This is a genomic window from Enterococcus mundtii, assembly GCF_002947535.1.
Lineage (GTDB): Bacteria > Bacillota > Bacilli > Lactobacillales > Enterococcaceae > Enterococcus_B > Enterococcus_B mundtii_B.
In genome coordinates this window covers 1-22945 of sequence record NZ_PUAP01000006.1, presented here as the reverse complement: position 1 = coordinate 22945, position 22945 = coordinate 1, and the positions used below count along the sequence as shown (strand labels likewise).

Below are 22945 nucleotides of genomic sequence, written 5' to 3'. Positions count from 1 at the left end.
CAAAAGGTGAGATCCAATGGATGAAAAAGCCAAAAAGAAAATCGTAAAATTATTAACACTTGCAAATGATGCCAATGACGAGGAATCGATGTCAGCTTTAGCAAAAGCACAAGAGTTGATGCTTCAGCATAATATCGATGAATCAGACGTTTTTCATTATAAGCAAGAACAAAAGTCAGAAGCAGTGATCAATACGGTGATTTATGAAGGCCGGCCACAAAAATGGCTTTACCGATTAGCGAGGATCATTGCTAAAAATTTTCGTGTCCGGTATTATTATCAGTCCGGAAAACCGATTGAACTTCACTTTGTTGGGATCATGTCCGATGTACAAATTGCTCAAATCACGTTTGAGTATGCTCGTGGTAGTGCCAGCTACTGTGCAAGGCAGTTTCTTCAGTTGCCAGAGATCAGACGAAAATACAAACGGAAATGGCAGTTAAAACAAGACTATTTGGAAGGATACTTGAAAGGTTTGTCGCAAACATTTCGAAAACAAGTGCTGACAAACGGCTATGAATTGGCTTTGCAAGTACCTGAAGTGGTTCAGGCTGAAGTCGAAAAAGTTGGACTGGTACCTGGTAAAGATACCTCTCACACCGTGAGGGATCGGGAAGCATTTTACTCCGGTTATGCAGAAGGTGTCCGTTTTAAGGATAAGGATCGATTAGGTGCTTAATCGTATGTTGAAAGGGGACTTATAAAGATGGCTGAAGAAAGACAATGTTACGGTGGGCAATGGAAAGTACCAATAACGCCCTACAATCGACGCTTATACTGGCCGCCTAGCTGGATCAAATGTGATTGTGGTGAATTAGCAAAACGAGTTTATGTAAGAAAAGGGGACTTTCTTTATCCTAATGGTCATTATTTATGTAAAGCGTGTCAACGGGAGTATCAGAAGGTCGATGGAAGAGATCAATTTATCCTGGTCAAACCAAATGAAGAATGATGTAGGTGGTAAACTAATTTCTCTTGAAGATAGAAGAGAAAAGGCTTGGACAGTGATCGTTTTCAACCATTTTTCTAAGGAACTGATGGGCTTTTTGAGTGACGCTGCGACGGTTGAAAATTTGCAATTTACGCAAAGAAAAGAAGAGTTAGGTATCTTTAAGGAAAACGAAGCAAAGGCAATCCTTGATGCCATACGTGCGTTAAAAAATGAAGAGGATGTGATCCGCAAAACTTTTACAGATAGTGGTCATGTAGACTGGGTATCTGGAACGTATTTTGATTTTGAGATTGCAAAAGTAACGTTTGAGTAATTGCTGAAGGAATGGTCAAAACCAATTAGAGGAGGAACAACAATGGAGGAATTATTTCTAAATAATGTCTACTGAATAATTAACAAACCTTATCGCAACAGCGTTTTTAGCTGTTTTTTGGTATAATAGATGCATGGATTCCAGAGGGAAATACCAAAAACCCGTGCACTTTTTTCAAAAATGATACAAAGAGGCGATGAAAATGTACAAAAAGCAGACGAATCGGCAATTAACCATTTATGACTTCGATCAGCCCTTGGGCCTTACGATGAACCCAGAAAACCGTTGGGTCAAAAAAGCAGATTCGATTCCCTGGTCAGTCATTGAAGATAAGTACGCTGCTCTGTTCAGCAGTGACAGAGGCAACATCGCCAAACCGGTAAGGATGGCACTAGGTGCCTTGATTATTCAAAGTGAATTTCAGTATGCAGATACCGAAGTCGTCAATCAGATTCGCGAAAATCCCTATCTGCAGTACTTTGTCGGACTACCTTCCTATAAGGATGAAAAGCCGTTCGATGCTTCTTCGATGGTGCACTTCCGCAAACGTCTCTCCTCCGAAATTCTGATTGAAATCAATGAATTGATCCTCAAACCTATAGAGGATGGAGCAGATGATTCCCAAGCTGACGATAATGACAATAGTGATGACAATGATGCATCGTGATCTAAGAATGAAGGGACGCTCATTCTAGATGCCACTTTCGCGCCTTCAGAAATCAAGTTCCCGCAAGACACGGAACTGTTGAACGAATGTCGGGAAAAGTTGGAAGGCATCATCGACGAAATCTGCGAAGCAAACCACCTTCCCAAACCGCGTACCTATCGGAAAATAGCCCGAAGGGATTATCTCAACATCGCACGCAAGAAAAAGAAAAGTGGCAAACAAATTCGCAAAGCCATCGGCAAGCAACTGAACTACATCCGGCGGGATTTAGGATACATCGACGCATTTATGGAGCAAGGTTATACGCTAAGAGCGAAGCAAGTCGACCTGTTGGGAACTTTGCGGAAATTGTATGAACAGCAGCTCTACATGCACACAAGTAGGACGCACAAAGTGCAGGATCGCATCGTCAGTATCAGCCAGCCATTTATCCGCCCGATTGTCCGCGGAAAAGCCAAGAACCCGGTGGAGTTCGGAGCCAAACTGGACATGGGCATAACCAATGGGTACGCCCGAATCGAGAAAATTTCTTTCGATGCCTACAACGAGAGCGAATGCCTCATAGTTGCGGTGGAACGCTACAAAGAACGGATGGGAGTGTATCCTGAACGAGTTTTGGCGGATAAAATATACCGAAATCGCACAAACTTAAGCTACTGCAAAGAACTCGGAATCCGATTATCCGGCCCGTCGCTCGGCAGGCCCAAGAAGGATCAGAAGATTGACAAAAAACAAGAATACAGCGACAACTGCGATCGAGTAGAGGTCGAGAGAGGCTTCAGCCTGGCGAAAAGAAAGTTCGGGCTCAGGCTTATTCGAACACGCCTTGAAGAGACCAGTCTCTGTGTGATTGCTTTATTCATCCTTACAATGAACCTGTCCAAGGTTTCATTGCGCATTTTTTTGACTTTCATCCAATGGATGGGCTCCCCTAGAATTGAACCTCTAATGAAGCCGTAAGCTAAAAATAGGGATTTATTCAGCAGGCATTATTTATTTCCCGTTTTTTATATAAATCAGATTATAATAAATGTAGCAGTGTTACGATTGAGTATCGAGTCAATGAAACTTATTGGTATCAAGGAATCGCTTCCAGTGCTATTCAACTGGTACTAGAATACCTTTTCTAAACAGTTATCATGGCAAAAATCAAAGCGATATACAGAATCTGATTAAGAAGAACAAACTTACAGTAAACGTTAAAAATTTTCAGCAAAAATCAGAGTAATCGAAAAAAAGAGAAGACAACCCAAGATATGAAATTTCAAAAGAATCAGGAAAAATGGCTATAGAAGAAAGGCCCATTAACAAAGAAGCTGCTATCAATTAATTGGTAGTAGCTTCTTTGTTTGTGTATGAATAAGAATGGAGATGTAGTGGAGGATTAGACATATGAAAGTAAAGAAGAGGCCTATCATGAAGTTTATTGAAAAGCTACGATAGCCTGGAATTTTTGGGGAAATTTAACGCAAAAGAAACTTTCAGAGTAATTATGTGTGTCAAGATAGCTGATCATTGTTGCGAAATTCGTCAAGCAACAATCTAAGTTAGTAAATATCATATAGCCAGAAAGTTAGGCATCAAACGTTCCAATGATAGTGCAGTAAACATCGGGTCAATTGAAGAAAAATCAATTAAGCTCTCGACGATTATTAGAAGAAATCAAGTATTCATAATTCAGTAGTTGACAATGTACAATAAAACTTATACTATTCAACTATATGGTTGAACTGTTTTTTGATAATAACAAGTCTAAAGGAGGAGAATTGAGATGTATAGTACAAATAAAAAAATATTTGAACAGTATTCGCTATTTGGAAAAGCCTTAGCTAATTCAAATCGTTTGGAAATAATGAGCCTTCTTATGCAATCGCCAAAAACAGTTAAAAGGATTGCAAAAGACACAAACTTATCAGTAGCAAATGTTTCCAAACATTTGCAGATGCTTCTGAAAGTTCATTTGGTTAAAAATCGTAAATATAAAAACTATATCTATTACGAAGTTATCAATAAAGATATTGAGAATATGTTGACGATCTTTTTTGAAACTGCACAAAATCAGCTTGAGAATTTAAGCGAGATAGAAACAGTTTTTAGTAACTCTAATGAATATGTATTAACAATCGAGGATTTAGAAAAGAGACTGTCCGCAAAGGATATAGTTTTGATTGATGTACGTCCTTCAGAGGAATATTTAACTGCACATATTCCGGGAGCAATTTCAATTCCACTTCAAGACTTGGAAAGTATGATTGAAAAACTACCTAAAGATAAAGAAATCGTTGCTTATTGTCGTGGACCTCGTTGTCTGATGTCAAAAGAAGCAATTACAATCTTAAAAGAGCATGGTCGACAGGCTGTTCAATTTAATCAAAGTGTGAATGACTGGAATTTACATAGCATGCTCCAGTAAATTGCTGAAGCTGAAGCTAGAAACATTTTTAGCTAGTACTTCTCGGTTCAAATATTTTGTCAGGAATATTTATTTATGATACTATTCAACTGTTCGGTTGAATAGTATGTAGTGAGACATACTATGATTTTAGGAACGAAATATAAAAAGTTGTCAACGAAAAGGTAACAATAATTATTTGGGGAGGATGCCTATGATTTATGATGTAGTAATAATTGGAGCAGGGCCTGGAGGGATGACTGCTGCTTTATACGCAGCTCGTGCTAATCTTTCGGTATTAATGTTAGAAAAGGGACTTCCTGGCGGTCAAATGAACAATACTGCGGAAATAGAAAATTATCCTGGATTTGACTCTATTTTAGGTCCAGATTTATCTATGAAGATGCTTAATGGGACAGAAAAATTTGGAGTAGAATTAAAATATGATACTGTGGAGAAAATTGAGGATCAAGGTAGTATAAAAATGATTGAGGGTATCAATGATAGTTACCATGCTAGGACGATCATTATTGCTACTGGTGCCGTTCATCGAATGCTTGGTGTAAAAGGCGAAGATTCTTATTCAGGAATGGGTGTCTCTTATTGTGCCGTATGTGATGGGGCGTTCTTTAAAAATAAGGAACTATTAGTAGTTGGTGGTGGAGATTCTGCTGTAGAGGAAGCTATGTATCTAACTCAATTTGCCTCTAAGGTAACGATTGTTCATCGGAGAGATACGTTACGAGCACAAAAAATTCTCCAAGAACGTGCTTTTAATAATGACAAAATTGCTTTTGAATGGAATGCTGTAATCGATGAAATCAAAGGGAATCAAACGAAAGTGACTTCCGCCTCTTTGAAAAATTCAAAAAATGGTGAATTAAAAGAAATTACTGCGGATGGGGTATTTATCTATGTTGGTTTGGATCCAATTACGCAACCATTTGTAAGTTTAGGAATTGTAAATGATAAAGGATGGATAGAAACAGACGAGAGAATGCAAACTACCATACCTGGAATTTTTGCCATTGGAGATGTTCGGGAAAAGGAATTACGTCAGATTACAACAGCTGTAGGCGATGGGAGTATTGCAGGTCAAGAAGTATATAAATATATTGAAAAAAATTCGAAAATAAATGCATAGAATAGGTGAAAAAAATGAAAACAACTAACGATAAACAATTTAAAGAAGAAACGAATCAAGGATTAGTATTAATCGACTTTTGGGCTCCATGGTGTGGTCCCTGCAGAATGCAAGCACCTATCTTAGAATCATTAGAGGCTGAAATGGGAGACAAAGTATCAATTTTCAAGTTGAATGTGGACGAGAATCCAGTTACAGCTGGTGAGTTGGGCATAATGAGTATTCCAACGCTATTAATTAAAAAAGATGGTCGTGTTATGGACAAGTTAATAGGAGTACACGATAAAGATACCTTAGTGAAAACATTAAATGAATTTGCATAATTACTAACTAGATGAAGTAAGTTAGAGTAGTGAATAGGAGTAACAAGCTTATCTCAGAAGCCAAGAGCAAAATGCTCTTGGCTTTTTTCTATAGGTTCATTAATAAGATTCTACAAGATCATGATAAATTCACGTCTTTTGTTAACGCCAATAATCACTATGAGGCTATTAGGGATATGATTTAAGTTAAATAAGCTATTGGAATTTGGAATTGATTATCATTGTCATATAAGCCTGTTTGGTAATTGATTTAATATGTGTCATGTTATAGTATTGATAGGATGAAGAGAAAAAATTTTCACCCTGCAATAAAAAAGGAGGGTTTTGAAATGAGTTTAGATTATTCAGATCGAGGGAAACAACCTGTTGTAGAAAATATTGAGGCGATGACTGTCGAAAATGAAAATTTTCGAACAACTATTTGGACTGGTGAAAAGTTACAAGTGACGGTTATGTCAATTGAACCTGGTGATGATATTGGCTTAGAGATTCATGAAGGAATTGACCAATTTTTGCGTATAGAATCAGGTAGTGGAGTTTGCAAGATGGGACCAAAAGAAGATGATCTTTCATTTGAAAAGCCAGTAAAAGATGATGATGCAATTTTTGTTCCTGCTGATACTTGGCATAATGTGGAAAATACGGGAGACGTTCCTTTGAAACTGTATACTATTTATGCGGGGCCAGATCATGTAAAAGGAACCGTTCACCCTACTCATGAAGATGCTAGAAACGATCCGAATGAAGATTAGAAATTAATAAATGACTAGATAATAAGCAACCCCTACTATTTGCCGGTAATTTTTCGGTAAGTAGTAGGGGATATTTTTTTCTAAAAACCGAATTTGCAAAGTGTGTAAAATTTGCTAACTATTATTCGAAAATGTCCACCATTCATAAACAAAAATTTGTTTCATAAGCGGTTGACAAATGAATGGTCGTTCATATATGGTTGTCTTAACATATGATTCTTGGTTCATATGAATGAATTTAATGGTTGAGGAGATGAAGTTAGGATGGATAATTCTAAAATGAATAATTTCGAACAACATAGTCATACACATAGCTATGTTGGTGAGCATACACACGAACATACGCATGATCATAGCGGTTCTGTTGCAAAGTTTTAAATCTACTATCAAATAAGGTAGAATAATAGAAAAAGATAGCAGGAGGAATGACGATGAATCCTTTTAAAGGAAAGCAATTTCAGCAGGATGTGATTATTGTAGCCGTGGGCTACTATCTTCGTTATAACCTTAGCTATCGTGAAGTTCAAGAAATCTTATATGATCGTGGCATTAACGTTTCTCATACGACGATTTATCGTTGGGTGCAAGAATATGGCAAACTACTCTATCAAATTTGGAAAAAGAAAAATTAAAAATCCTTTTATTCATGGAAAATGGATGAAACGTACATCAAAATTAAAGGAAAATGGCATTATTTGTATCGAGCCATCGGTGCAGATGGTTTAACCTTGGATATTTGGTTACGTAAAAAACGGGACACACAAGCAGCCTATGCTTTTCTTAAGCGGTTAGTGAAGCAGTTTGATGAACCGAAGGTTGTAGTCACAGATAAAGCCCCCTCTATTACAAGTGCCTTTAAGAAACTAAAAGAATACGGCTTTTATCAAGGGACAGAACATCGTACCATTAAATACCTGAATAATTTGATTGAACAAGACCATCGTCCAGTAAAGAGACGCAATAAATTCTATCGAAGTTTACGCACTGCCTCTACCACGATTAAAGGCATGGAAGCCATTCGAGGATTATATAAGAAAACCCGAAAAGAAGGCACTCTCTTCGGGTTTTCGGTCTGTACTGAAATCAAGGTATTATTGGGAATCCCAGCTTAAATCATAGATACCGTAAGGGATTTTATTCTTTATTTAAAACTTTGCAACAGAACCGATGAAACTTATATTAAGGTAAAAGGAAAGTGGCACTATTTGTATCGATCCATTGATTCTTCGGGGATAACATTAGATATTTGGTTACGAAAAAAGCGTGATAAACAAGCAGCTTATGCTTTCTTTAAACGATTGATCAAACAATTTGGAGAACCTAAAGTTCTTGTCACTGATAAAGCCCCTTCACTAAGTAGTGCGTTTAATCAATTGCATTCTGAAGGATTATTTTCTAAGACTGAACACCGAACAAATAAATACTTGAATAATATCATTGAACAGGATCATCGATCCATCAAGAAAAGGCACAAATTATATCAGTCCATAAGGACTGCTTCCTCAACAATTAAAGGAATTGAAACTATACACGCTTTATATAAAATTAGCCAAAGAGACAAAAGTCTCTTTGGCTTTTCAGTGATTCATGAGATGAATACATTAATGAGTATCTAAGCATAAAATCAAAAATTAATTGGAAACTCTTTATTAATTTTTTAACTTTGCAACAGAACCATCTTAAATAATACGCAAGGCTTCCTATTTGAATTATAGGTTTAATTTAATAAGAGATATTGTGATTTAGATACTCATCTAACTATTTAATTTATTTTTCGAACTATTAATAGCAGGTAATAAAATTCGTTTAAACACAGGAACTAATACAAGATAAAAGATTAAATTACCCGTTCCATGGAGGATATCAAAAAATAATCCTTGAAAATAATAGGCCCAAAAAGAAGGTAGTTGATATATAAAGACTTCAACTCTCGATACGATCAATCCGTAAAGAAGGCCACATAAAAATGCAATGATTGCTTGGATAGAGATGTGATGCTTAATCAGGGCACAGTTAGATAAAAAATGAAAAACCGTAACGATACTACTGAAGGCGATCAGTTGGCTGAATGTCCAACTACCCATTCCTAAATAAAGGTTCGTGCCTAATAAGCTTACTAAAGTAACGATTAAAGCATCTGTATAACTTCCATAAAAAGCGAGTAAAAGTAGAATGGCTGTCATTGGTTGTACATTCGGTATCCAAGTAAAAAGGATTCTACCAACAATACAGGCGGCACTAAATAAAGCGAGGGTGGTAATCCTTCTGATTGGAAAGCGTGAATTAGAGGTTGGTAACACTAGGAAAACTCCCTTGTTTTAATTGATAATAGTTCTCATTGTATCAGAATAAAAATTAATTACAAGATTGAATTACACTTTATATAGTGCGATAATCATTGGTGGGCACAATATGTTGTGTTTGTTGATGATAAAGGTGGTAGTATTTAATGAATTATCCTAAAAAATATATAGAAAAACTAAATCAAGATATCTCTTCTTATAAAGAAGTCGCTAAGATAACTGCAGAAATGACTCAAACATTTGATGGGATTTCAAGATTAATCATGCTTGATCGCTATGCATTTAAAGATATGAGCGGAAAAACTTTGACAGTCGGGGATTTGGTTATTTTAACAACCCATGCTGATCCACAATATCCAGCAAGAGGGATCGGAAAAATTGAAGAGATCAATAAGGAACAGTTGATAATTCGAATTGAGGAAGAATTTCAAAGCTCGTTAACTAATCCAGAAGAAATTGCTTCGGGACGAGTGATTCGAAATATAAATGAGGTTGAGAAACCGCTTGAACTTTATTTTGAACAAATTGCAGCTCGTGTTGCTAGAGGAATCTCTGATATTGAAGGAGAAAAAAAAGCTCAGTTTTTTACCGAGTTTTATCAGCATTTGACAGAACAAAATCTCATTCCTGCTGGACGTGTACTTTATGGTGCAGGAACGAATTCAGAAGTAACATACTTCAATTGCTACGTTATGCCATTCATCCATGACTCTCGTGGGGGCCTGGCAAAACATCGTCAAGAAGTGATGGAGATTATGAGCCGTGGTGGTGGTGTAGGAACGAACGGTTCAACGCTACGGCCAAAATCAGCGATCGTCCATGGGGTGAATGGGAAATCATCAGGTTCAGTTTCGTGGCTCAATGATTTAGCTAATTTGACAAATTTAGTTGAACAAGGCGGGAGTCGTCGGGGAGCACAAATGATCATGTTGAATGATTGGCATCCAGATATTTTTGAATTCATTATCTCTAAGATTCAGAATCCGGCCATTTTACAAAATTTGATCCACACTAGCCAAAGTCCGATAGTACGTCAATTAGCTAGTGAAAAACTGACTTTTGAACCACTAATAGCAAATGAAAAGGAATGGTTAGAGTATTTGGTCGATCATCCGACGAATGATATGGAGGATAAATTTTTAAAAACGGCTCAACAGAAATTAAAAGCGGGTGGTACGTACAGTGTGAAAGACCCTGATTTCTTGACCGGAGCCAATATCTCCGTCTGTTTAACAAAAGAATTTATGGAAGCTGTCGAAACCGACCAAACTTATGAGTTACGCTTTCCAGCAATCGAAGACTATGACGCTAGTGAAATGGCTGATTATGATCAACATTGGATGGAAATTGGAGATGTCAGGGAATGGGCTGAAACAGGGCGTAAAGTAAAAATCCATCAAACGATCAAGGCTCGCGAATTGTGGGATTTGATTACTTATTGTGCAACGTATTCAGCAGAACCGGGAATATTTTTTATCGATAATGCTAATGAGATGACCAATGCTCAAGCCTACGGACAAAAGGTAGTTGCAACCAATCCATGTGGGGAACAGCCGTTGACGCCTTATGCGGTATGCAATCTAGCAGCAATTAATTTAGCCAATATGGTTGATAAAGAAACGAAAGTTGTCGACTTTGAAAAATTAGCTGATGTCGTACGAGCTAGTGTTCGTTTTCAGGACAATGTAATTGATGCGACGCCTTACTTTTTTGAAAAAAATGAGCAGCAAGCTAAAGGTGAACGACGTGTTGGACTTGGGGTCATGGGATTGGCAGATTTATTGATTTATTGTGAAAAAGTCTATGGATCTGAAGATGGAAACCGTTTAGTAGATCAAGTATTTGAAAAAATTGCTGTTACGGCTTATCAAACGTCCGTCGAACTAGCAAAAGAAAAAGGAAGCTTCCCATTTTTAGTAGGCAAAACAGTCGAGGAAACAACAGCACTTCGTCAACGTTTTATTGAATCGGGCTATATGAAGAAGATGCCGGAATCAATCCGACAAGCGATTCTAAAATACGGCATTCGTAATTCTCATTTACTAACAGTCGCACCAACAGGGTCAACGGGTACTATGGCTGGTGTTTCAACTGGACTAGAACCATATTTCTCTTTTTCTTATTTCAGAAGTGGTCGTTTAGGAAAATTCATTGAAGTTAATGCTGAAATAGTTAGCGAATATTTAGAAAAAAATCCAGAAACAGCTGCGGATAATCTACCCCCATTCTTTGTCTCTGCCATGGAGCTTTCACCAGAAGCTCATGTGAATGTTCAATGTACGATCCAACGTTGGGTAGACAGCTCTATCTCAAAAACAGTTAATGCACCTAAGGGGTATCAAGTGAAACAAGTAGCCGCGATCTATGAAGATCTGTATCAAGGTGGGGCTAAAGGTGGAACCGTCTATGTGGATGGTAGCCGAGATTCGCAAGTGTTGACACTTGAAGCAGATGACAATGTATTTGAAGAACCTGTAGTAGGGGTGGTAAATAATCAAATTACTCTTGACTCATTAGAATCATCAGAAGCAGAAGAAATATGTCCGATTTGCCATGAGGGTAGAATTGAAGAAATTGGTGGTTGCAGTACGTGTACTAACTGTAAAGTACAACTAAAATGTGGCTTGTAAAAGGAGCTATTCGATGAAAATTTATACTAAAAGCGGCGATAAAGGAAACACTAGTATTATTGGTGGAAAAAGAATAAAAAAATCTGACGCTCGCGTTTGTGCTTACGGTAGCATGGATGAAGTAAATTCTTGGGTTGGTAAAATTATTTCAGAGTTGGATGATAAAAAGTTTGAGCTGTTGAAAAAAGAACTAGTCGCATTACAAATTTTACTTTTTGATATTGGAACAGACTTGGCTACACCCATTGGGATTAAAGAAATGATTGTAGGGAAAGAAGAAGTAACTAAGATTGAAACGCTGATTGATTTTTATCAAGCAAAAGTTCCAGTCATTGAAAAATTTATCTTACCTGGAGGACACCCGGTGGCATGCGATATGCAAATTACACGAACAGTTATTCGTCGGGCAGAACGTGAAATCACACGATTGATTGTTTCAGATGAACCTATCAATTTACATGCATACAAAATTATAAATCGCTTATCGGATTTGTTTTTTGTACTTGCGCGCTATGTAAATACTGTTTATTCTGTAACAGAGCCATTTTATGAACGAGCAGGTAAGGTATTTCATTAAGAGAGGGTTTTAAATTTGAAAAAATTCGTAACATTACTAACAGTTTTTATTGGGTTATTCATTATGACAGGGTGCCAATCAAATCAAAATGATCAAACTTCATCAAAAGCATCCACTCAAGCAACCAGCGAGGTTGCCAAATCAAGTGCGTCGATAAAATTAACTGATAGCGATAAAGAAATAACATCAAAAAAAGTCACTTATCAATCAGGAGACTCATTATTGGAAATTTTAAAAGCGAACTTTGAAGTAAAAGAAAAAGATGGTTTTATTACTTCAATTGACGGTCATGCTCAGGATGAGACCCAAAAAAAATATTGGACATTCACGATCAATGGAAAAATGGGTGAAAAAGGCGCAAATGAAACGAAACTCGCTAATAATGATCAGGTCGTTTTCAATTTGGGCGTATTTAAATAAAAATTATCGTTCTTTACAGTAATAGGACGATAATTAAGTATAAGAAAATTATTAGTTTTTAAAGGAATATGTTAATTTTAAAACACGTTCAAACCAATCATTCGAGGGTTTGAACGTGTTTTTTCTATCCTTGGATACTTTAACGAAAAGATTTGATGATATTAACCTTTTTTTAAGAGACAACCCGAAGAGACAATTTCAGATTTTGAAATTCTATTTGAATTAAGACGAGAGATTGTTAATCTGGGCTTGGAAAATTCTTTTTCGATGACTGAGTCCGTGTATCTACTATTTTATCTACTTTTTTATTCTCAAGAATGTCTGAATATGAGATAAATCTGTTGTCTAGTTCATCAAGGACTTCAATTGAACGGGATGAAATGTTTTTTAATAGAAAATACGAAAAAATCATCGCTAGCAAGATTAAATTGAGTTGCTCTTTTTATTTTTTATCAAAAAGTAGTTGCACTTCCCCTCACTAGAGGCTTTTTTTTATTGCATTCATCATCATCAATAAGAGATTAATATAAAAGTAATAAAGAAAAGGTAATAAAAGAAAGGTAATAAAAATAGCATATTATTTCGGAAGAGAGTGTAAAATATTTTGTGTAAATAGAAAAAAGGAAGTCCCTTCTGTAGAATAGAGTTACCACAACACATTCACAGAAGAGAGGACTTCCCTATGAACGATTTTACTACAGAAATTCTAAAGACTCTAGCGAACAAGTTGTAACACATGAAATTGCTTATAATAGTGTATTGAAATTAAGGTAGATTGACAAACGAGTGATCAAATAGATATACTACCTTCAAACGACCGTTTGAATGTGAGGTGAGATGAATGGAAAAAGTTTGCCAAGTGACTATCGTACATAAAGAAAAAGTAAATGTAATAAAAAAAAAATTGGATCAAAAAGATTTTTCAAACTTACTTGTGTTAGGGAAATGTTTCAGCGATTCTTCTAGAATTAAAATTTTTTATGCTTTAGAAACCTATAAGGAAATGTGTGTCTGTGATTTAGCAGAAATACTTAATGCTAGTGTCGCTACAACGTCACACCATTTACGTTTTTTAAAAAAACATGGAATGGCAAAATCACGTCAAGATGGAAAAGTAGTTTATTACTCTTTAGCGAATGAAGACATCCTTTCCGCTATTCATGTTTTTTTAAAGTTATCAGAAAATCTATCTATGAAATCTTAGTTTGGAGGAAGTTATTTTGTTACAAAGTATTTTTTCAGCTATCGCTGTTTATATTTCTACCAGCATTGATTATTTGTTTATCTTGCTGATTATTTTTTCTCAAAGTCATACAAAAAAAGGGCTCCGTCAGATTTTTTGGGGTCAATATCTAGGAACAGGTATCTTAGTAGCCGTAAGTTTATTTGCAGCATATGTGCTGAATTTCATTCCGCAAGATTGGATCATTGGGCTTCTCGGTCTAATTCCGATTTTCTTAGGAATCAGAGTGGCATTGGTTGGCGAAGAGGAGGAAGAAGAAGAGGAAGTCGTTGAAAAGCTTGAATCAAGAGGAACAAACCGCTTCTTTTGGACCGTTGCCTTAATAACAATTGCTTCTGGTGGCGATAACTTAGGGATTTATATTCCTTACTTTGCCTCGTTATCTTTTTCAGAGATTGTCACCGCTCTAATCGTATTTGCTATTTCTGTTGCGGTTCTTTGCTATATCAGTTACAAATTAGCCAAGATTTCTTTTGTTTCCGAAACCTTAGAAAAATATGAACGAATCCTTGTTCCTATAGTGTTTATTGGCTTAGGAATTTATATATTGATCGAAAATGGTACGATTCAAACTGTATTGAGTTTATTTAATTAATAAATAGTTTGATTGTTAGTACAAAAAAAGACAGCGATTAAAACTCGTTGTCTTTTTTTTGTACTAACAGATTGGCGCATTATCTAAGTAATATAATTCGATACATGAAATTACATAAAATCATGTGTTCCAAACCTTGTGTAATCAAGGTTATTTTTCATCTTAAAAAGAAAAAAGATAGAGCATAAAATCTACTCTATCTTAATCTTGTCAGTCCTTCTAGCACTTTTTCTGAGTTTGTCTTAATTACCTTTAAGACAAACTCATTCATGAAAAAATTAAGTCAATTAGTTGAACACTCCAAGGAGTAAACATAAATAAGGAGAATAAAATAAGCAAAATACTTATAAAAATGGTTACTTTGCTGTCTTGATTGTTTCTATAAGCAGATATCGATCGGATTAAAAGATAAATACCTATAAATAATGTTAGAAAGTACCAAAAACCCATATGAAACACTCCTTTTTAATTTTTTCAATTATGTGATTAATTCCTTAAATTAGGCCTTTAAAAAAAAGTAGAGCAGTTTTATACTTTCTTCCGTGTCAAAAAAATCCCAAAGATAACTCCAATAAGGGCAATTGGAGCTATTCTCATGAACAACCACTCAAATCCGTGTAAAACCACTCCGACAACTGCGATTTCAGGGTCACTATAATCCCAACCCAAGTAAGGACTATTTGACACTATTAAAACGGTGAAAATAGCAGCTATAACCACAAACAGTAAAATAAGAAGCCAGTGAAACGTTTTGCTCCTTGTTGCTTTCCTTTGTGCGAGTTGCAAGTTGATGACCTCAAGTTTTTCAGAAATCACTTTTACGTCATCAACCTTCGACTCAATTATAGTTTCTCCAAGCAAATTGCTTACGGATGTTTCAAACACTTCCGATATAGAAATAAGCATATCAGAATCAGGAACCGACAAACCTTTTTCCCATTTAGATATTGTTTGTCGCACTACATTTAGTTTGATCGCAAGTTCTTCTTGCGAAAGCCCTATCGATTTTCGAATTGCTTTAATATTTTCCCCTAGCATTAGTGATAACCTCTTTTCTACTGCTATTATATAATTAATTACTTGTTGCTATAAGCAACGCAAATTAACATTTTACTATTTATTATCCTTACACTAATAATGTTGAGTTTTATTTAGTTCTTATTGTGACAAACTCACCTTGCCAGTTGCAAGTTATTCCATTATTCTGATACACGAAATTAGATAAAGTCATGTATCTAGAACCTCGACTTAATAAAATGTTTTATTTATGTTTTTCCTTACGAACCTCAAAATAAAGCGAAAGGAATGCAACCATGGTCAATATATAAAAAATTATAAATATTTTTTTTATATTCTCATTATTATCATTTACGAGTATAGGTGTAAATAAGGTTGTCAGTATAAGTATCCAGGTAACAAAGCTATTTTTTAAACTATTTTTCACTGTCTTCACTCCTATTAAGAATTTGAATAATCGATGAACTAATTTATTTTATAAAAAATACATGAAATTGCTTATAACAGTGTATTGGAATTAAGGTAGATTGACTAACGAGTGATCAAATAGATATACTTCATTCAAACAATCGTTTGAATGTGAGGTGAGATGAATGAAAAAAGTTTGCCAAGTGACTGTCGTACATAAAGAAAAAGTAAATGGAATAAAAAATAAATTGGATCAAAAAGATTTTTCAAACTTACTTGTGTTAGGGAAATGTTTCAGCGATTTTTCTAGAATTAAAATTTTCTATGCTTTAGAAACCTATAAGGAAATGTGTGTCTGTGATTTAGCAGAAATACTTACTGCTAGTGTCGATACAACGTCACACCATTTACGTTTTTTAAAAAAACATGGAATGGCAAAATCACGTCAAGATGGAAAAGTAGTTTATTACTCTTTAGCGAATGAAGACATCCTTTCCGCTATTCGTGTTTTTTTAAAGTTATCAGAAAATCTATCTATGAAATCTTAGTTTGGAGGAAGTTATTTTGTTACAAAGTATTTTTTCAGCTATCGCTGTTTACATTTCTACGAGCATTGATTATTTGTTTATCTTGCTCATTATCTTTTCTCAAAGTCACACACAAAAAGGTATTCGACACATTTTTTGGGGTCAATATCTTGGAACAGGCATTTTGGTAGCTGTAAGTTTGTTTGCTGCTTATGTGCTGAATTTTATTCCGCAAGATTGGATCATTGGACTTCTTGGATTAATTCCAATTTATTTAGGTATCCGTGTCGCTGTGATAGGCGAAGAGGAGGAAGAAGAAGAGGAAGTCGTTGAAAAACTAGAATCTAGAGGAACCAGTCGGTTATTCTGGACTGTCGCCTTAATAACCATTGCGTCAGGTGGAGACAATTTAGGGATTTATATTCCCTACTTTACTTCGTTAGCTTTTTCAGAAATTTTAATTGCCTTAGTAGTATTCGTTATCTCGATTGCGATTCTTTGCTTTATCAGTTATAAGTTGGCAAAAATTTCCTTTGTTTCCGAAACGTTAGAAAAGTATGAACGAATCATTATTCCAATCGTGTTTATTGGATTAGGAATCTTTATCTTGGTAGAGAACGGGACGATACAAACGCTACTAGGTTTTTAAAAATCATAATCACGAAAGATAAAAAGAGAGGCAGCGATTTGTTTAGTCGCTGCCTTTTTTGCTTTTCAAATAATGAGGTATTTTTAGTGTAGGACTATCCTAAGTGTTGTGGGAGTATCCTTTCTCAAGTTCTTCTTTACTTGTTGTTATTTCTATTGTGATATGATTTTTCACACTGGATTCATGTGCGATTTCTGCAATTTCTTCTTTTATTTCCCTAGCCTTGTCTATGTCTGAAGGGTCTATAAGAACCGTGACGATAAGGGCGTTTTCTTCCCCGTCCAGTGACCAAATGTGAAAATGTGAGAGGTCTTTTACAGCAGGAACATTTTTAATGGAGTCCGCCAAGCTCTTTACGTTTACATTTTCAGGCGAACCATTCAATAAAATTTTCATTGTGGTGAAAAATTCAGGAACGGTTTTGTAGAGGATATAAAGTGCAATCAAAATCGATAAGATAGGATCCAGACGATATGCCTCGGTAAAGTTCATTAGAATACTCACAATCAAGACTCCAATCCACCCTAATACGTCTTCCAGCATATGGAGGTTCAACATGCTCTCGTTTTTGGATGTGCCTTTGCTTAAAATCCACGCAGCATATCCATTCAATGCAATAGCTACGAGAGAAAGCCAGAACATGCCACTATAATTTACGGGTTGTGGGTCAATCAAACGTGGCACACTACGATAGATCATAAAAAACGAGCCACTAATTAGCACAACGCCAGTTATCAGCGCGCCCAGTAAAGAAAAGCGGTTATAGCCAAAAGTGAACCGTTCATCTTGTTTTTTCTCTGAATAACCTTGAAAAAACCAAGCGAATCCAATTGAAATAGAGTCCCCTAAATCATGAACTGCGTCGGACATAATGGACACACTATTGAAAAGAAAGCCAAAGAAAAATTCGCTTATAGAGAAAATAAGATTTATGAAGAAAGCAATTTTAATATTCTTTTTCGGTTGATTCTGATTCGAGTGATTATGGTCTTTATCTGATTTTGACATTTAAAAGCCTCCTAAGTTTGTATGCTACATACTAATTGGTTTTATTTTTCTAATTCATTAACATGAGTTAAGACTTGTTCGAGAATACTAAAAACATGAAGGTCATCTAAACTGTAAAGCATACTTTTTCCTTCTCTTCTTGATTTCACTAAGCGTGCGTCTTTCAACGTTTTTAATTGATGAGAAATAGCGGACTGTTCCATGTCCAGAGAAATAGCGATATTTCCAACACTACACTCTTTTTTCTGTAAAAGAAAGAGAACCGACAATCGTGTAGGATCACTAATCACCTTAAATAGTTTGCTTATTGACAGAATAGATCCTTTATCGATTGGAGAAGTTGTTTTTATATCCATAGTGTTTTTATTCCTTTCATATGACCTTTCGTTCATATCTATATTACCATATGAGCGAAACAATGCTAATCTTTTGTTTATAAAAGAGAAGTGGCGTTCTCTTTATCTTGACAAAATGTATATAGCGATATAAAATGAGTATACAAACATATGATTAATTAGTCATATGTAAAGTGGATTCATTATGATTTACTTTTGGAATAAACGAAAGGAGTCAGAAATAGCAGAAATTTATGTGATTCAAGAAGTAAATGATGGAAAACAAAGGAATTATAAATTATATAGGGAGGCAATAGAAGTGGAAACTATCCAAGAACAACAGTCTCAAGAAAAGCATAATCATAATCACAACCACGATCACGACCATGATCATGGGAAAATGCCAGTCGTTTTGTACTTTGTTGGTTTAGCATTAGCAGTGATTGCTCTATTTTTGAATGAAGATTATCAGTTGGTACAAAATGTTTTGTTCTCAATCGCTACAATCAGTGCCGGGTATCACGTTATTCTTCTTGAAGGCCTTGGAGAAACAATTGAGAATTCAAAAGCACAAAAAAAGTTCATACCTAATTCTCATATTTTAATGGGATTAGCGGCAATTGGAGCTTCTTTGATGGGGAATTTTTGGGAAGGAACATTATTGATTCTTATTTTTTCTGGCGCACATTTTTTGGAAGATTATGCAGAAGGAAGAAGCAAACGAGAAATAACGAAATTACTCGAAATGAATCCAACGACTGCCCGGTTAATCCTGCCTGATGGTAGTACAAAAAATGTGGATGTCAGTGAATTAAAAGTGGGAGATCAACTTCAAGTGTTGAATGGCGATCAAGTACCTATTGATGGCGTCATTTTGTCTGGATCTACATCCATTGATGAGTCGTCTATTAATGGAGAAAGTATCCCGAAAGAGAAATCCAAAGGAGATGGCGTCTTCGGGAGTACAATCAATGGAACAGGTACCTTCACGATGAAAGTCACCAAAGAAAACAAAGATACAGTATTTTCAAAAATTTTACAATTAGTGAATCAGAACCAAGATAACCAAACAAAAGCTGCGAGTATTATCCAAAAATTTGAACCGAAATATGTCACAGTTGTTTTAATTGCCATTCCTCTATTCATGTTATTGGCTCCTTTTCTACTTGATTGGACATGGTCACAAAGTGTCTATAGAGGATTGGTCCTTTTAGTTGCAGCTTCACCGTGTGCTTTAGCAGCAGCTACTGTCTCGGCAACGCTATCGACGACTTCTAATTTAGCCAAAAAAGGAGTCCTTTCAAAAGGTAGTTCTTACCTGTCTCAATTAGCCGATATTAAAGCAATTGCATTTGATAAGACGGGCACCTTGACCAAAGGAAAACCTGAAGTAACCAATTATTATTTTGCTGATTCCGTGAACGAAGAAAACATGATTGATATCGTAGTAGCTCTTGAAAAAGAATCCAATCACCCCTTAGCAGATGCTATTCTAAGAAAGTTTGAGCAAAAAAACAAACTAACTATTGAAGTAGAAAACCAAATTGGTAAAGGATTGACGGGAGATTACAAAGGGAGAAATTATCGTATAGGAAAACCGACTTCGTTTGATGATGTTTCAGATGAATATAGTCGTTTAAATAATGAATGGGCGTCAGAAGGTAAGACAGTCGTATACGTAGCAGTAGATGAAGAGGTTATAGGCCTTATTGCCCTTATGGACGTTCCGAGTGAATATGCTAAAGAAACCATTGAATATTTTAGGAAACAAGGTATACACACCACATTAATTACTGGTGACTCAGAAATGACGGGAAAAGCGGTTGCTAAACAATTAGGAATAGATGAAGTGATTGCGAATGTCATGCCGGAAGACAAATCCAGAATTATAGACGAACAAAAAGAAAAATACGGCGTGACCGCCATGGTTGGAGACGGTGTAAATGATGCTCCTGCTCTTGTTAATGCAGATGTGGGAATCGCTATGGGAGATGGGACTGATGTGGCAGTAGAGGTATCTGATTTAGTTTTAATGCAAAACAATTTATCTAAATTGGTACAATCTCATAATATTTCTTCGAAAATGAACCGTGTTATTTGGCAGAATATTATTTTTTCAATGGCCGTTGTTGCTTTTTTAATTGTCGTTAGTTTCTTAGGCTTAACGGATATTGCAATCAGTGTCATTATTCATGAAGGAAGTACTTTGGTTGTTATTTTGAATGGACTTCGATTGCTAAGGGCAGTCTAAAGAATGATTGCACACCTTCAAATTAATCGAGTAATAGAGATAATTAAGGATTACACTACATTTTTTATCTCTATTATTTATTTATATTTATCTAGATGTTCAAAGTCAAAATGATATGTCAACCATACTCTTGTGGCGTGACTTGAATACAAGACACATGAAATTGTATAAAATCATGTATCAAGAATCCTATACCTATAGGGTTCTTTTTTTTACTCCCCCTAAACACACGATTTCTTGTTATAATAACTATAATCATGTATTCGAACAGATTAAAAAGGAGGGATTGTCATGGGCTATAATGTTCAGCCACTACGGTCGCAACAGGAGATTAATGATTTTTTATTTTGCCTGCGACGGAATAAAAATGCGGAACGTGACGTTTTCTTGTTTCTAATTGGAATTAACAGCGGTCTGCGCATGTCCGACATCGTCAAACTCAAGAAAAAAGACGTGATTACCTCAAAAAACCCGCGCATCGTGGAGCAAAAGACAGGGAAAACACGCATTTTATACTTAAGCAGCTTACAGGACTTGATTCACGGCTATACCGCACCCTTAGATCCGGAGGCTTACTTGTTTCCCAGTACTAAGGGCGGCCACGTAGAAGTCAATACGGTCTACCAGATGTTTCAAAAGGTCGCGAAGCTATTAGGAAGGGACGATATCGGCACCCACACCCTACGAAAAACCTTTGGTTACCACTATTACAAGAAAACCAAAGACGTGGCCACCTTAATGGAAATCTTTGGTCACAGCAGCGAGAAGATTACCAAACGCTACATCGGAATTAATGAAGATGAAATCAGTGAAACGTTATTAAATTTTCGGTTAGGTTTTTGATTGTATTATATAATAGATAAGCACAGTAAGACGGTTATAATCACCCACAGTATTGGACAAATCAACCTTTTTTTGGTATATTATATATATAAATGAGAGCAGGCTCATAGTCAACTTGATATAAATCCGGAACATAAGGGTCCGGCGGGTGGCGAGCACCAAAACTAAACTCGATACAAATCCGGAACGTAAGGGTCCGGCGGGTGGCAAGCACCAAAACTAAACCTGTACAAAAGGCTGCTCTTTTGAGCAGCTTTTTTTATTGGGAAAAAGGAGCATTCTTCGCACGTGGCAAAAAAAGAATACAAACGCATGTCTATAAAGGAGACAACCCAAATTACCAGACAGTTAAACGCGATTTATAAGGCTGCCCATCTCTTAAAAGAACATTTTGTAGATAAAAAAGTATCCTTTGTCGGAGAAGTCTCAACGGTAGCGATTATTTTTTCGACAACTAATTTTATGCACCTCTGTGGCATTGATTATCGCAGAGGCACACACTTGTTTTTTCAAGATGCCTTAGACAGGAAAATAAATTTACAGGATATTCAAATCAAAACGGATGGGACGACCTTTCAGAAATTACAAGTAATAGGTAGCCTTGATTTATTATTGGGGAAGCATATTTCTATTGTTGGCAGAGGTGTTTACTCTTCTCTTCGCTATGATGCAGCTATTCGAACAAGGAAAAAAATATTGGCTCTGTCTTTGAAACAAAACGGATTAATCTATATCCCTATCTCTTTGTTAAACCTATCATCAAAGGAAATTGGACCTGGACAAAAAGTTACTGGCATTTTTAGCGAGGATTTAACATCCGGGGAACTTAAAATGATTATGGAAGTCATCGATTAATCATTAATAGTGATATGCGACGTCATTTTGAAGTAATTATTCTATTTTGGGTTATAAAATAAAGCATTTTAAGACGATTTCAAATCATTCATGTGGGTTATTTAAAATGGACCCCTATAGAGGACACTAAAAAAAGTGTCCTCTATAGTTTTTTTTGCTCATAGGGAGGAAGGTCATGTAACTTTATCCACTAGCTCTTAATACAAGATTCGGAAATACCGACATATTATGGTCGTTTTTATTCTTTATTTAAAACTTTGCAACAGAACCTGCAATTGAATAGGTTAATGCATGGAAAAAAGCAGCAAACATAAATCAAAGTGGATCCTATAGAATAGACACTAAAAAAAGTGCCTTTATAGGGTCCTTTTCAATCCATTTTAGTTTCATAAGGTTTCTTTTTTTTAAATGTCCTTGACATAGAATCCATTTCAATTCTTCGATTAGCTAAATTTTTCTAAAGTCTGTGTATATAGTTCAATAATTTCTTCACGACTAATTTGATTTCTTTTCTCCTTATACCAAAAGACGGATTGAATCGTGATCCCCATAATGATCTGTCCTTTATAACTAAGCTCTATGGGTAATTCTTCGTCACTAGCTCCTTTTTTTATGCGGTTACCTAGCATGCTCTTCCCGTACTCGCGCACACTTTCAAGTTCAAAAATGATATTAGCATTCATTTGAATACTGAAAATGAGATATAAGAGATTATCAAATTGATAAAGTCCATATAATTGT

21 protein-coding genes and 4 pseudogenes are annotated in these 22945 nt (G+C 35.8%); 20 read left to right on the top strand and 5 right to left on the bottom strand.

All coding sequences use genetic code 11. The annotated features are described in order from the left end of the window. The first annotated feature begins 16 nt into the window (after positions 1 to 16). From CUS89_RS01950 to CUS89_RS01900, 10 genes and pseudogenes are all read left to right on the top strand, one after another. A complete protein-coding gene (locus CUS89_RS01950) occupies positions 17 to 679 on the top strand; it encodes a DUF2786 domain-containing protein (protein WP_104870836.1) in 663 nt (220 codons plus the stop codon). A gap of 27 nt (positions 680 to 706) precedes the next feature. Beyond that, positions 707 to 952 carry a hypothetical protein gene (locus tag CUS89_RS16265; protein ID WP_104870835.1) on the top strand — a complete coding sequence of 82 codons (246 nt, stop codon included), beginning with the start codon at positions 707 to 709 and terminating at the stop codon, positions 950 to 952. Beyond that, complete coding sequence (locus CUS89_RS01940; RefSeq protein ID WP_104870834.1) at positions 861 to 1265, top strand: hypothetical protein; 405 nt, start codon at positions 861 to 863, stop codon at positions 1263 to 1265. The genes CUS89_RS16265 and CUS89_RS01940 overlap by 92 nt, the downstream gene beginning before the upstream one ends. Positions 1266 to 1467: 202 nt before the next feature. Next, a pseudogene (locus CUS89_RS16580) lies at positions 1468 to 2892 on the top strand (IS5 family transposase). Positions 2893 to 3703: 811 nt separating this feature from the next. After that, entirely contained in the window at positions 3704 to 4345 is a 642-nt protein-coding gene (locus CUS89_RS01925) for an ArsR/SmtB family transcription factor (protein ID WP_104870831.1), read from the top strand. A gap of 196 nt (positions 4346 to 4541) precedes the next feature. Further along, entirely contained in the window at positions 4542 to 5468 is a 927-nt protein-coding gene (trxB, locus tag CUS89_RS01920) for a thioredoxin-disulfide reductase (protein WP_413141750.1), read from the top strand. Between the two features lie 14 nt (positions 5469 to 5482). Next, positions 5483 to 5791 (top strand): thioredoxin, encoded by a 309-nt coding sequence (gene trxA, locus CUS89_RS01915; RefSeq protein ID WP_002341372.1) that lies wholly within the window; start codon positions 5483 to 5485, stop codon positions 5789 to 5791. Between the two features lie 329 nt (positions 5792 to 6120). Then, entirely contained in the window at positions 6121 to 6543 is a 423-nt protein-coding gene (locus CUS89_RS01910) for a cupin domain-containing protein (protein ID WP_002341373.1), read from the top strand. Between the two features lie 431 nt (positions 6544 to 6974). Then, positions 6975 to 7655, top strand: a pseudogene (locus CUS89_RS01905) (IS6-like element IS1216 family transposase). A 48-nt stretch (positions 7656 to 7703) separates the two neighbouring features. Next, positions 7704 to 8159 (top strand): annotated as a pseudogene (locus tag CUS89_RS01900) (IS6 family transposase); the annotation flags it as partial. A gap of 138 nt (positions 8160 to 8297) precedes the next feature. On the opposite strand, the gene CUS89_RS01895 reads toward CUS89_RS01900, so the two are convergent. After that, positions 8298 to 8843: a cobalamin ECF transporter gene (locus tag CUS89_RS01895; protein WP_075492124.1), complete on the bottom strand. Its 546-nt coding sequence runs from the start codon at positions 8841 to 8843 to the stop codon at positions 8298 to 8300. 149 nt (positions 8844 to 8992) lie between these two features. On the opposite strand from CUS89_RS01895, the gene CUS89_RS01890 reads away from it, so the two are divergent. The 5 genes from CUS89_RS01890 to CUS89_RS01865 all read left to right on the top strand — a co-directional run bounded on the left by CUS89_RS01890 (position 8993) and on the right by CUS89_RS01865 (position 14311). Continuing rightward, positions 8993 to 11476 (top strand): vitamin B12-dependent ribonucleotide reductase, encoded by a 2484-nt coding sequence (locus CUS89_RS01890; protein WP_104870829.1) that lies wholly within the window; start codon positions 8993 to 8995, stop codon positions 11474 to 11476. Between the two features lie 13 nt (positions 11477 to 11489). Beyond that, entirely contained in the window at positions 11490 to 12053 is a 564-nt protein-coding gene (locus CUS89_RS01885; protein WP_002292745.1) for a cob(I)yrinic acid a,c-diamide adenosyltransferase, read from the top strand. A gap of 15 nt (positions 12054 to 12068) precedes the next feature. After that, entirely contained in the window at positions 12069 to 12473 is a 405-nt protein-coding gene (locus CUS89_RS01880) for a DUF4430 domain-containing protein (RefSeq protein ID WP_104870828.1), read from the top strand. A gap of 841 nt (positions 12474 to 13314) precedes the next feature. Continuing rightward, positions 13315 to 13677 (top strand): ArsR/SmtB family transcription factor, encoded by a 363-nt coding sequence (locus tag CUS89_RS01870; RefSeq protein ID WP_002300950.1) that lies wholly within the window; start codon positions 13315 to 13317, stop codon positions 13675 to 13677. A 16-nt stretch (positions 13678 to 13693) separates the two neighbouring features. Further along, a complete protein-coding gene (locus CUS89_RS01865) occupies positions 13694 to 14311 on the top strand; it encodes a CadD family cadmium resistance transporter (protein WP_002319351.1) in 618 nt (205 codons plus the stop codon). Positions 14312 to 14839: 528 nt separating this feature from the next. On the opposite strand, the gene CUS89_RS01855 is transcribed toward CUS89_RS01865, so the two are convergent. Then, complete coding sequence (locus tag CUS89_RS01855; protein ID WP_075492116.1) at positions 14840 to 15349, bottom strand: helix-turn-helix domain-containing protein; 510 nt, start codon at positions 15347 to 15349, stop codon at positions 14840 to 14842. Between the two features lie 572 nt (positions 15350 to 15921). Here CUS89_RS01855 and CUS89_RS01845 point away from each other — a divergent pair. Both CUS89_RS01845 and CUS89_RS01840 read left to right on the top strand, forming a co-directional pair. Then, on the top strand, positions 15922 to 16284 hold the full coding sequence (locus CUS89_RS01845; RefSeq protein ID WP_075492112.1) for an ArsR/SmtB family transcription factor: 363 nt from the start codon (positions 15922 to 15924) through the stop codon (positions 16282 to 16284). Positions 16285 to 16300: 16 nt separating this feature from the next. Continuing rightward, complete coding sequence (locus CUS89_RS01840) at positions 16301 to 16912, top strand: CadD family cadmium resistance transporter (protein ID WP_002342452.1); 612 nt, start codon at positions 16301 to 16303, stop codon at positions 16910 to 16912. A 99-nt stretch (positions 16913 to 17011) separates the two neighbouring features. On the opposite strand, the gene CUS89_RS01835 is transcribed toward CUS89_RS01840, so the two are convergent. Further along, on the bottom strand, positions 17012 to 17920 hold the full coding sequence (locus tag CUS89_RS01835) for a cation diffusion facilitator family transporter (RefSeq protein WP_002342451.1): 909 nt from the start codon (positions 17918 to 17920) through the stop codon (positions 17012 to 17014). A 41-nt stretch (positions 17921 to 17961) separates the two neighbouring features. Further along, entirely contained in the window at positions 17962 to 18276 is a 315-nt protein-coding gene (locus CUS89_RS01830) for an ArsR/SmtB family transcription factor (RefSeq protein ID WP_002320191.1), read from the bottom strand. Positions 18277 to 18574: 298 nt separating this feature from the next. On the opposite strand from CUS89_RS01830, the gene CUS89_RS01825 reads away from it, so the two are divergent. The 3 genes from CUS89_RS01825 to CUS89_RS01815 all read left to right on the top strand — a co-directional run bounded on the left by CUS89_RS01825 (position 18575) and on the right by CUS89_RS01815 (position 22204). After that, positions 18575 to 20506, top strand: a complete 1932-nt coding sequence (locus CUS89_RS01825; protein WP_075492128.1) for a heavy metal translocating P-type ATPase — start codon at positions 18575 to 18577, stop codon at positions 20504 to 20506. 291 nt (positions 20507 to 20797) lie between these two features. Beyond that, positions 20798 to 21349, top strand: a complete 552-nt coding sequence (locus CUS89_RS01820) for a tyrosine-type recombinase/integrase (RefSeq protein WP_075492110.1) — start codon at positions 20798 to 20800, stop codon at positions 21347 to 21349. 312 nt (positions 21350 to 21661) lie between these two features. Then, positions 21662 to 22204, top strand: coding sequence for a PBECR4 domain-containing protein (locus CUS89_RS01815; protein ID WP_075492126.1), 543 nt, complete (start codon positions 21662 to 21664; stop codon positions 22202 to 22204). A 443-nt stretch (positions 22205 to 22647) separates the two neighbouring features. Here CUS89_RS01815 and CUS89_RS01810 read toward each other — a convergent pair. Continuing rightward, positions 22648 to 22945 (bottom strand): annotated as a pseudogene (locus CUS89_RS01810) (TetR/AcrR family transcriptional regulator); the annotation flags it as partial.

Excerpts from the sequence above, each read along its gene's own strand:
- CUS89_RS01830 (WP_002320191.1), bottom strand. The coding sequence starts at position 18,276 with ATGGATATAAAAACAACTTCTCCAATCGATAAAGGATCTATTCTGTCA.
- CUS89_RS01885 (WP_002292745.1), top strand. The coding sequence starts at position 11,490 with ATGAAAATTTATACTAAAAGCGGCGATAAAGGAAACACTAGTATTATT.
- CUS89_RS01815 (WP_075492126.1), top strand. The coding sequence starts at position 21,662 with ATGTCTATAAAGGAGACAACCCAAATTACCAGACAGTTAAACGCGATT.
- CUS89_RS01940 (WP_104870834.1), top strand. The coding sequence starts at position 861 with ATGGTCATTATTTATGTAAAGCGTGTCAACGGGAGTATCAGAAGGTCG.
- trxA (WP_002341372.1), top strand. The coding sequence starts at position 5,483 with ATGAAAACAACTAACGATAAACAATTTAAAGAAGAAACGAATCAAGGA.
- CUS89_RS01890 (WP_104870829.1), top strand. The coding sequence starts at position 8,993 with ATGAATTATCCTAAAAAATATATAGAAAAACTAAATCAAGATATCTCT.
- CUS89_RS01870 (WP_002300950.1), top strand. The coding sequence starts at position 13,315 with ATGGAAAAAGTTTGCCAAGTGACTATCGTACATAAAGAAAAAGTAAAT.
- CUS89_RS01910 (WP_002341373.1), top strand. The coding sequence starts at position 6,121 with ATGAGTTTAGATTATTCAGATCGAGGGAAACAACCTGTTGTAGAAAAT.
- CUS89_RS01855 (WP_075492116.1), bottom strand. The coding sequence starts at position 15,349 with ATGCTAGGGGAAAATATTAAAGCAATTCGAAAATCGATAGGGCTTTCG.
- CUS89_RS01845 (WP_075492112.1), top strand. The coding sequence starts at position 15,922 with ATGAAAAAAGTTTGCCAAGTGACTGTCGTACATAAAGAAAAAGTAAAT.
- CUS89_RS01950 (WP_104870836.1), top strand. The coding sequence starts at position 17 with ATGGATGAAAAAGCCAAAAAGAAAATCGTAAAATTATTAACACTTGCA.
- CUS89_RS01925 (WP_104870831.1), top strand. The coding sequence starts at position 3,704 with ATGTATAGTACAAATAAAAAAATATTTGAACAGTATTCGCTATTTGGA.
- CUS89_RS16265 (WP_104870835.1), top strand. The coding sequence starts at position 707 with ATGGCTGAAGAAAGACAATGTTACGGTGGGCAATGGAAAGTACCAATA.
- CUS89_RS01820 (WP_075492110.1), top strand. The coding sequence starts at position 20,798 with ATGGGCTATAATGTTCAGCCACTACGGTCGCAACAGGAGATTAATGAT.
- CUS89_RS01835 (WP_002342451.1), bottom strand. The coding sequence starts at position 17,920 with ATGTCAAAATCAGATAAAGACCATAATCACTCGAATCAGAATCAACCG.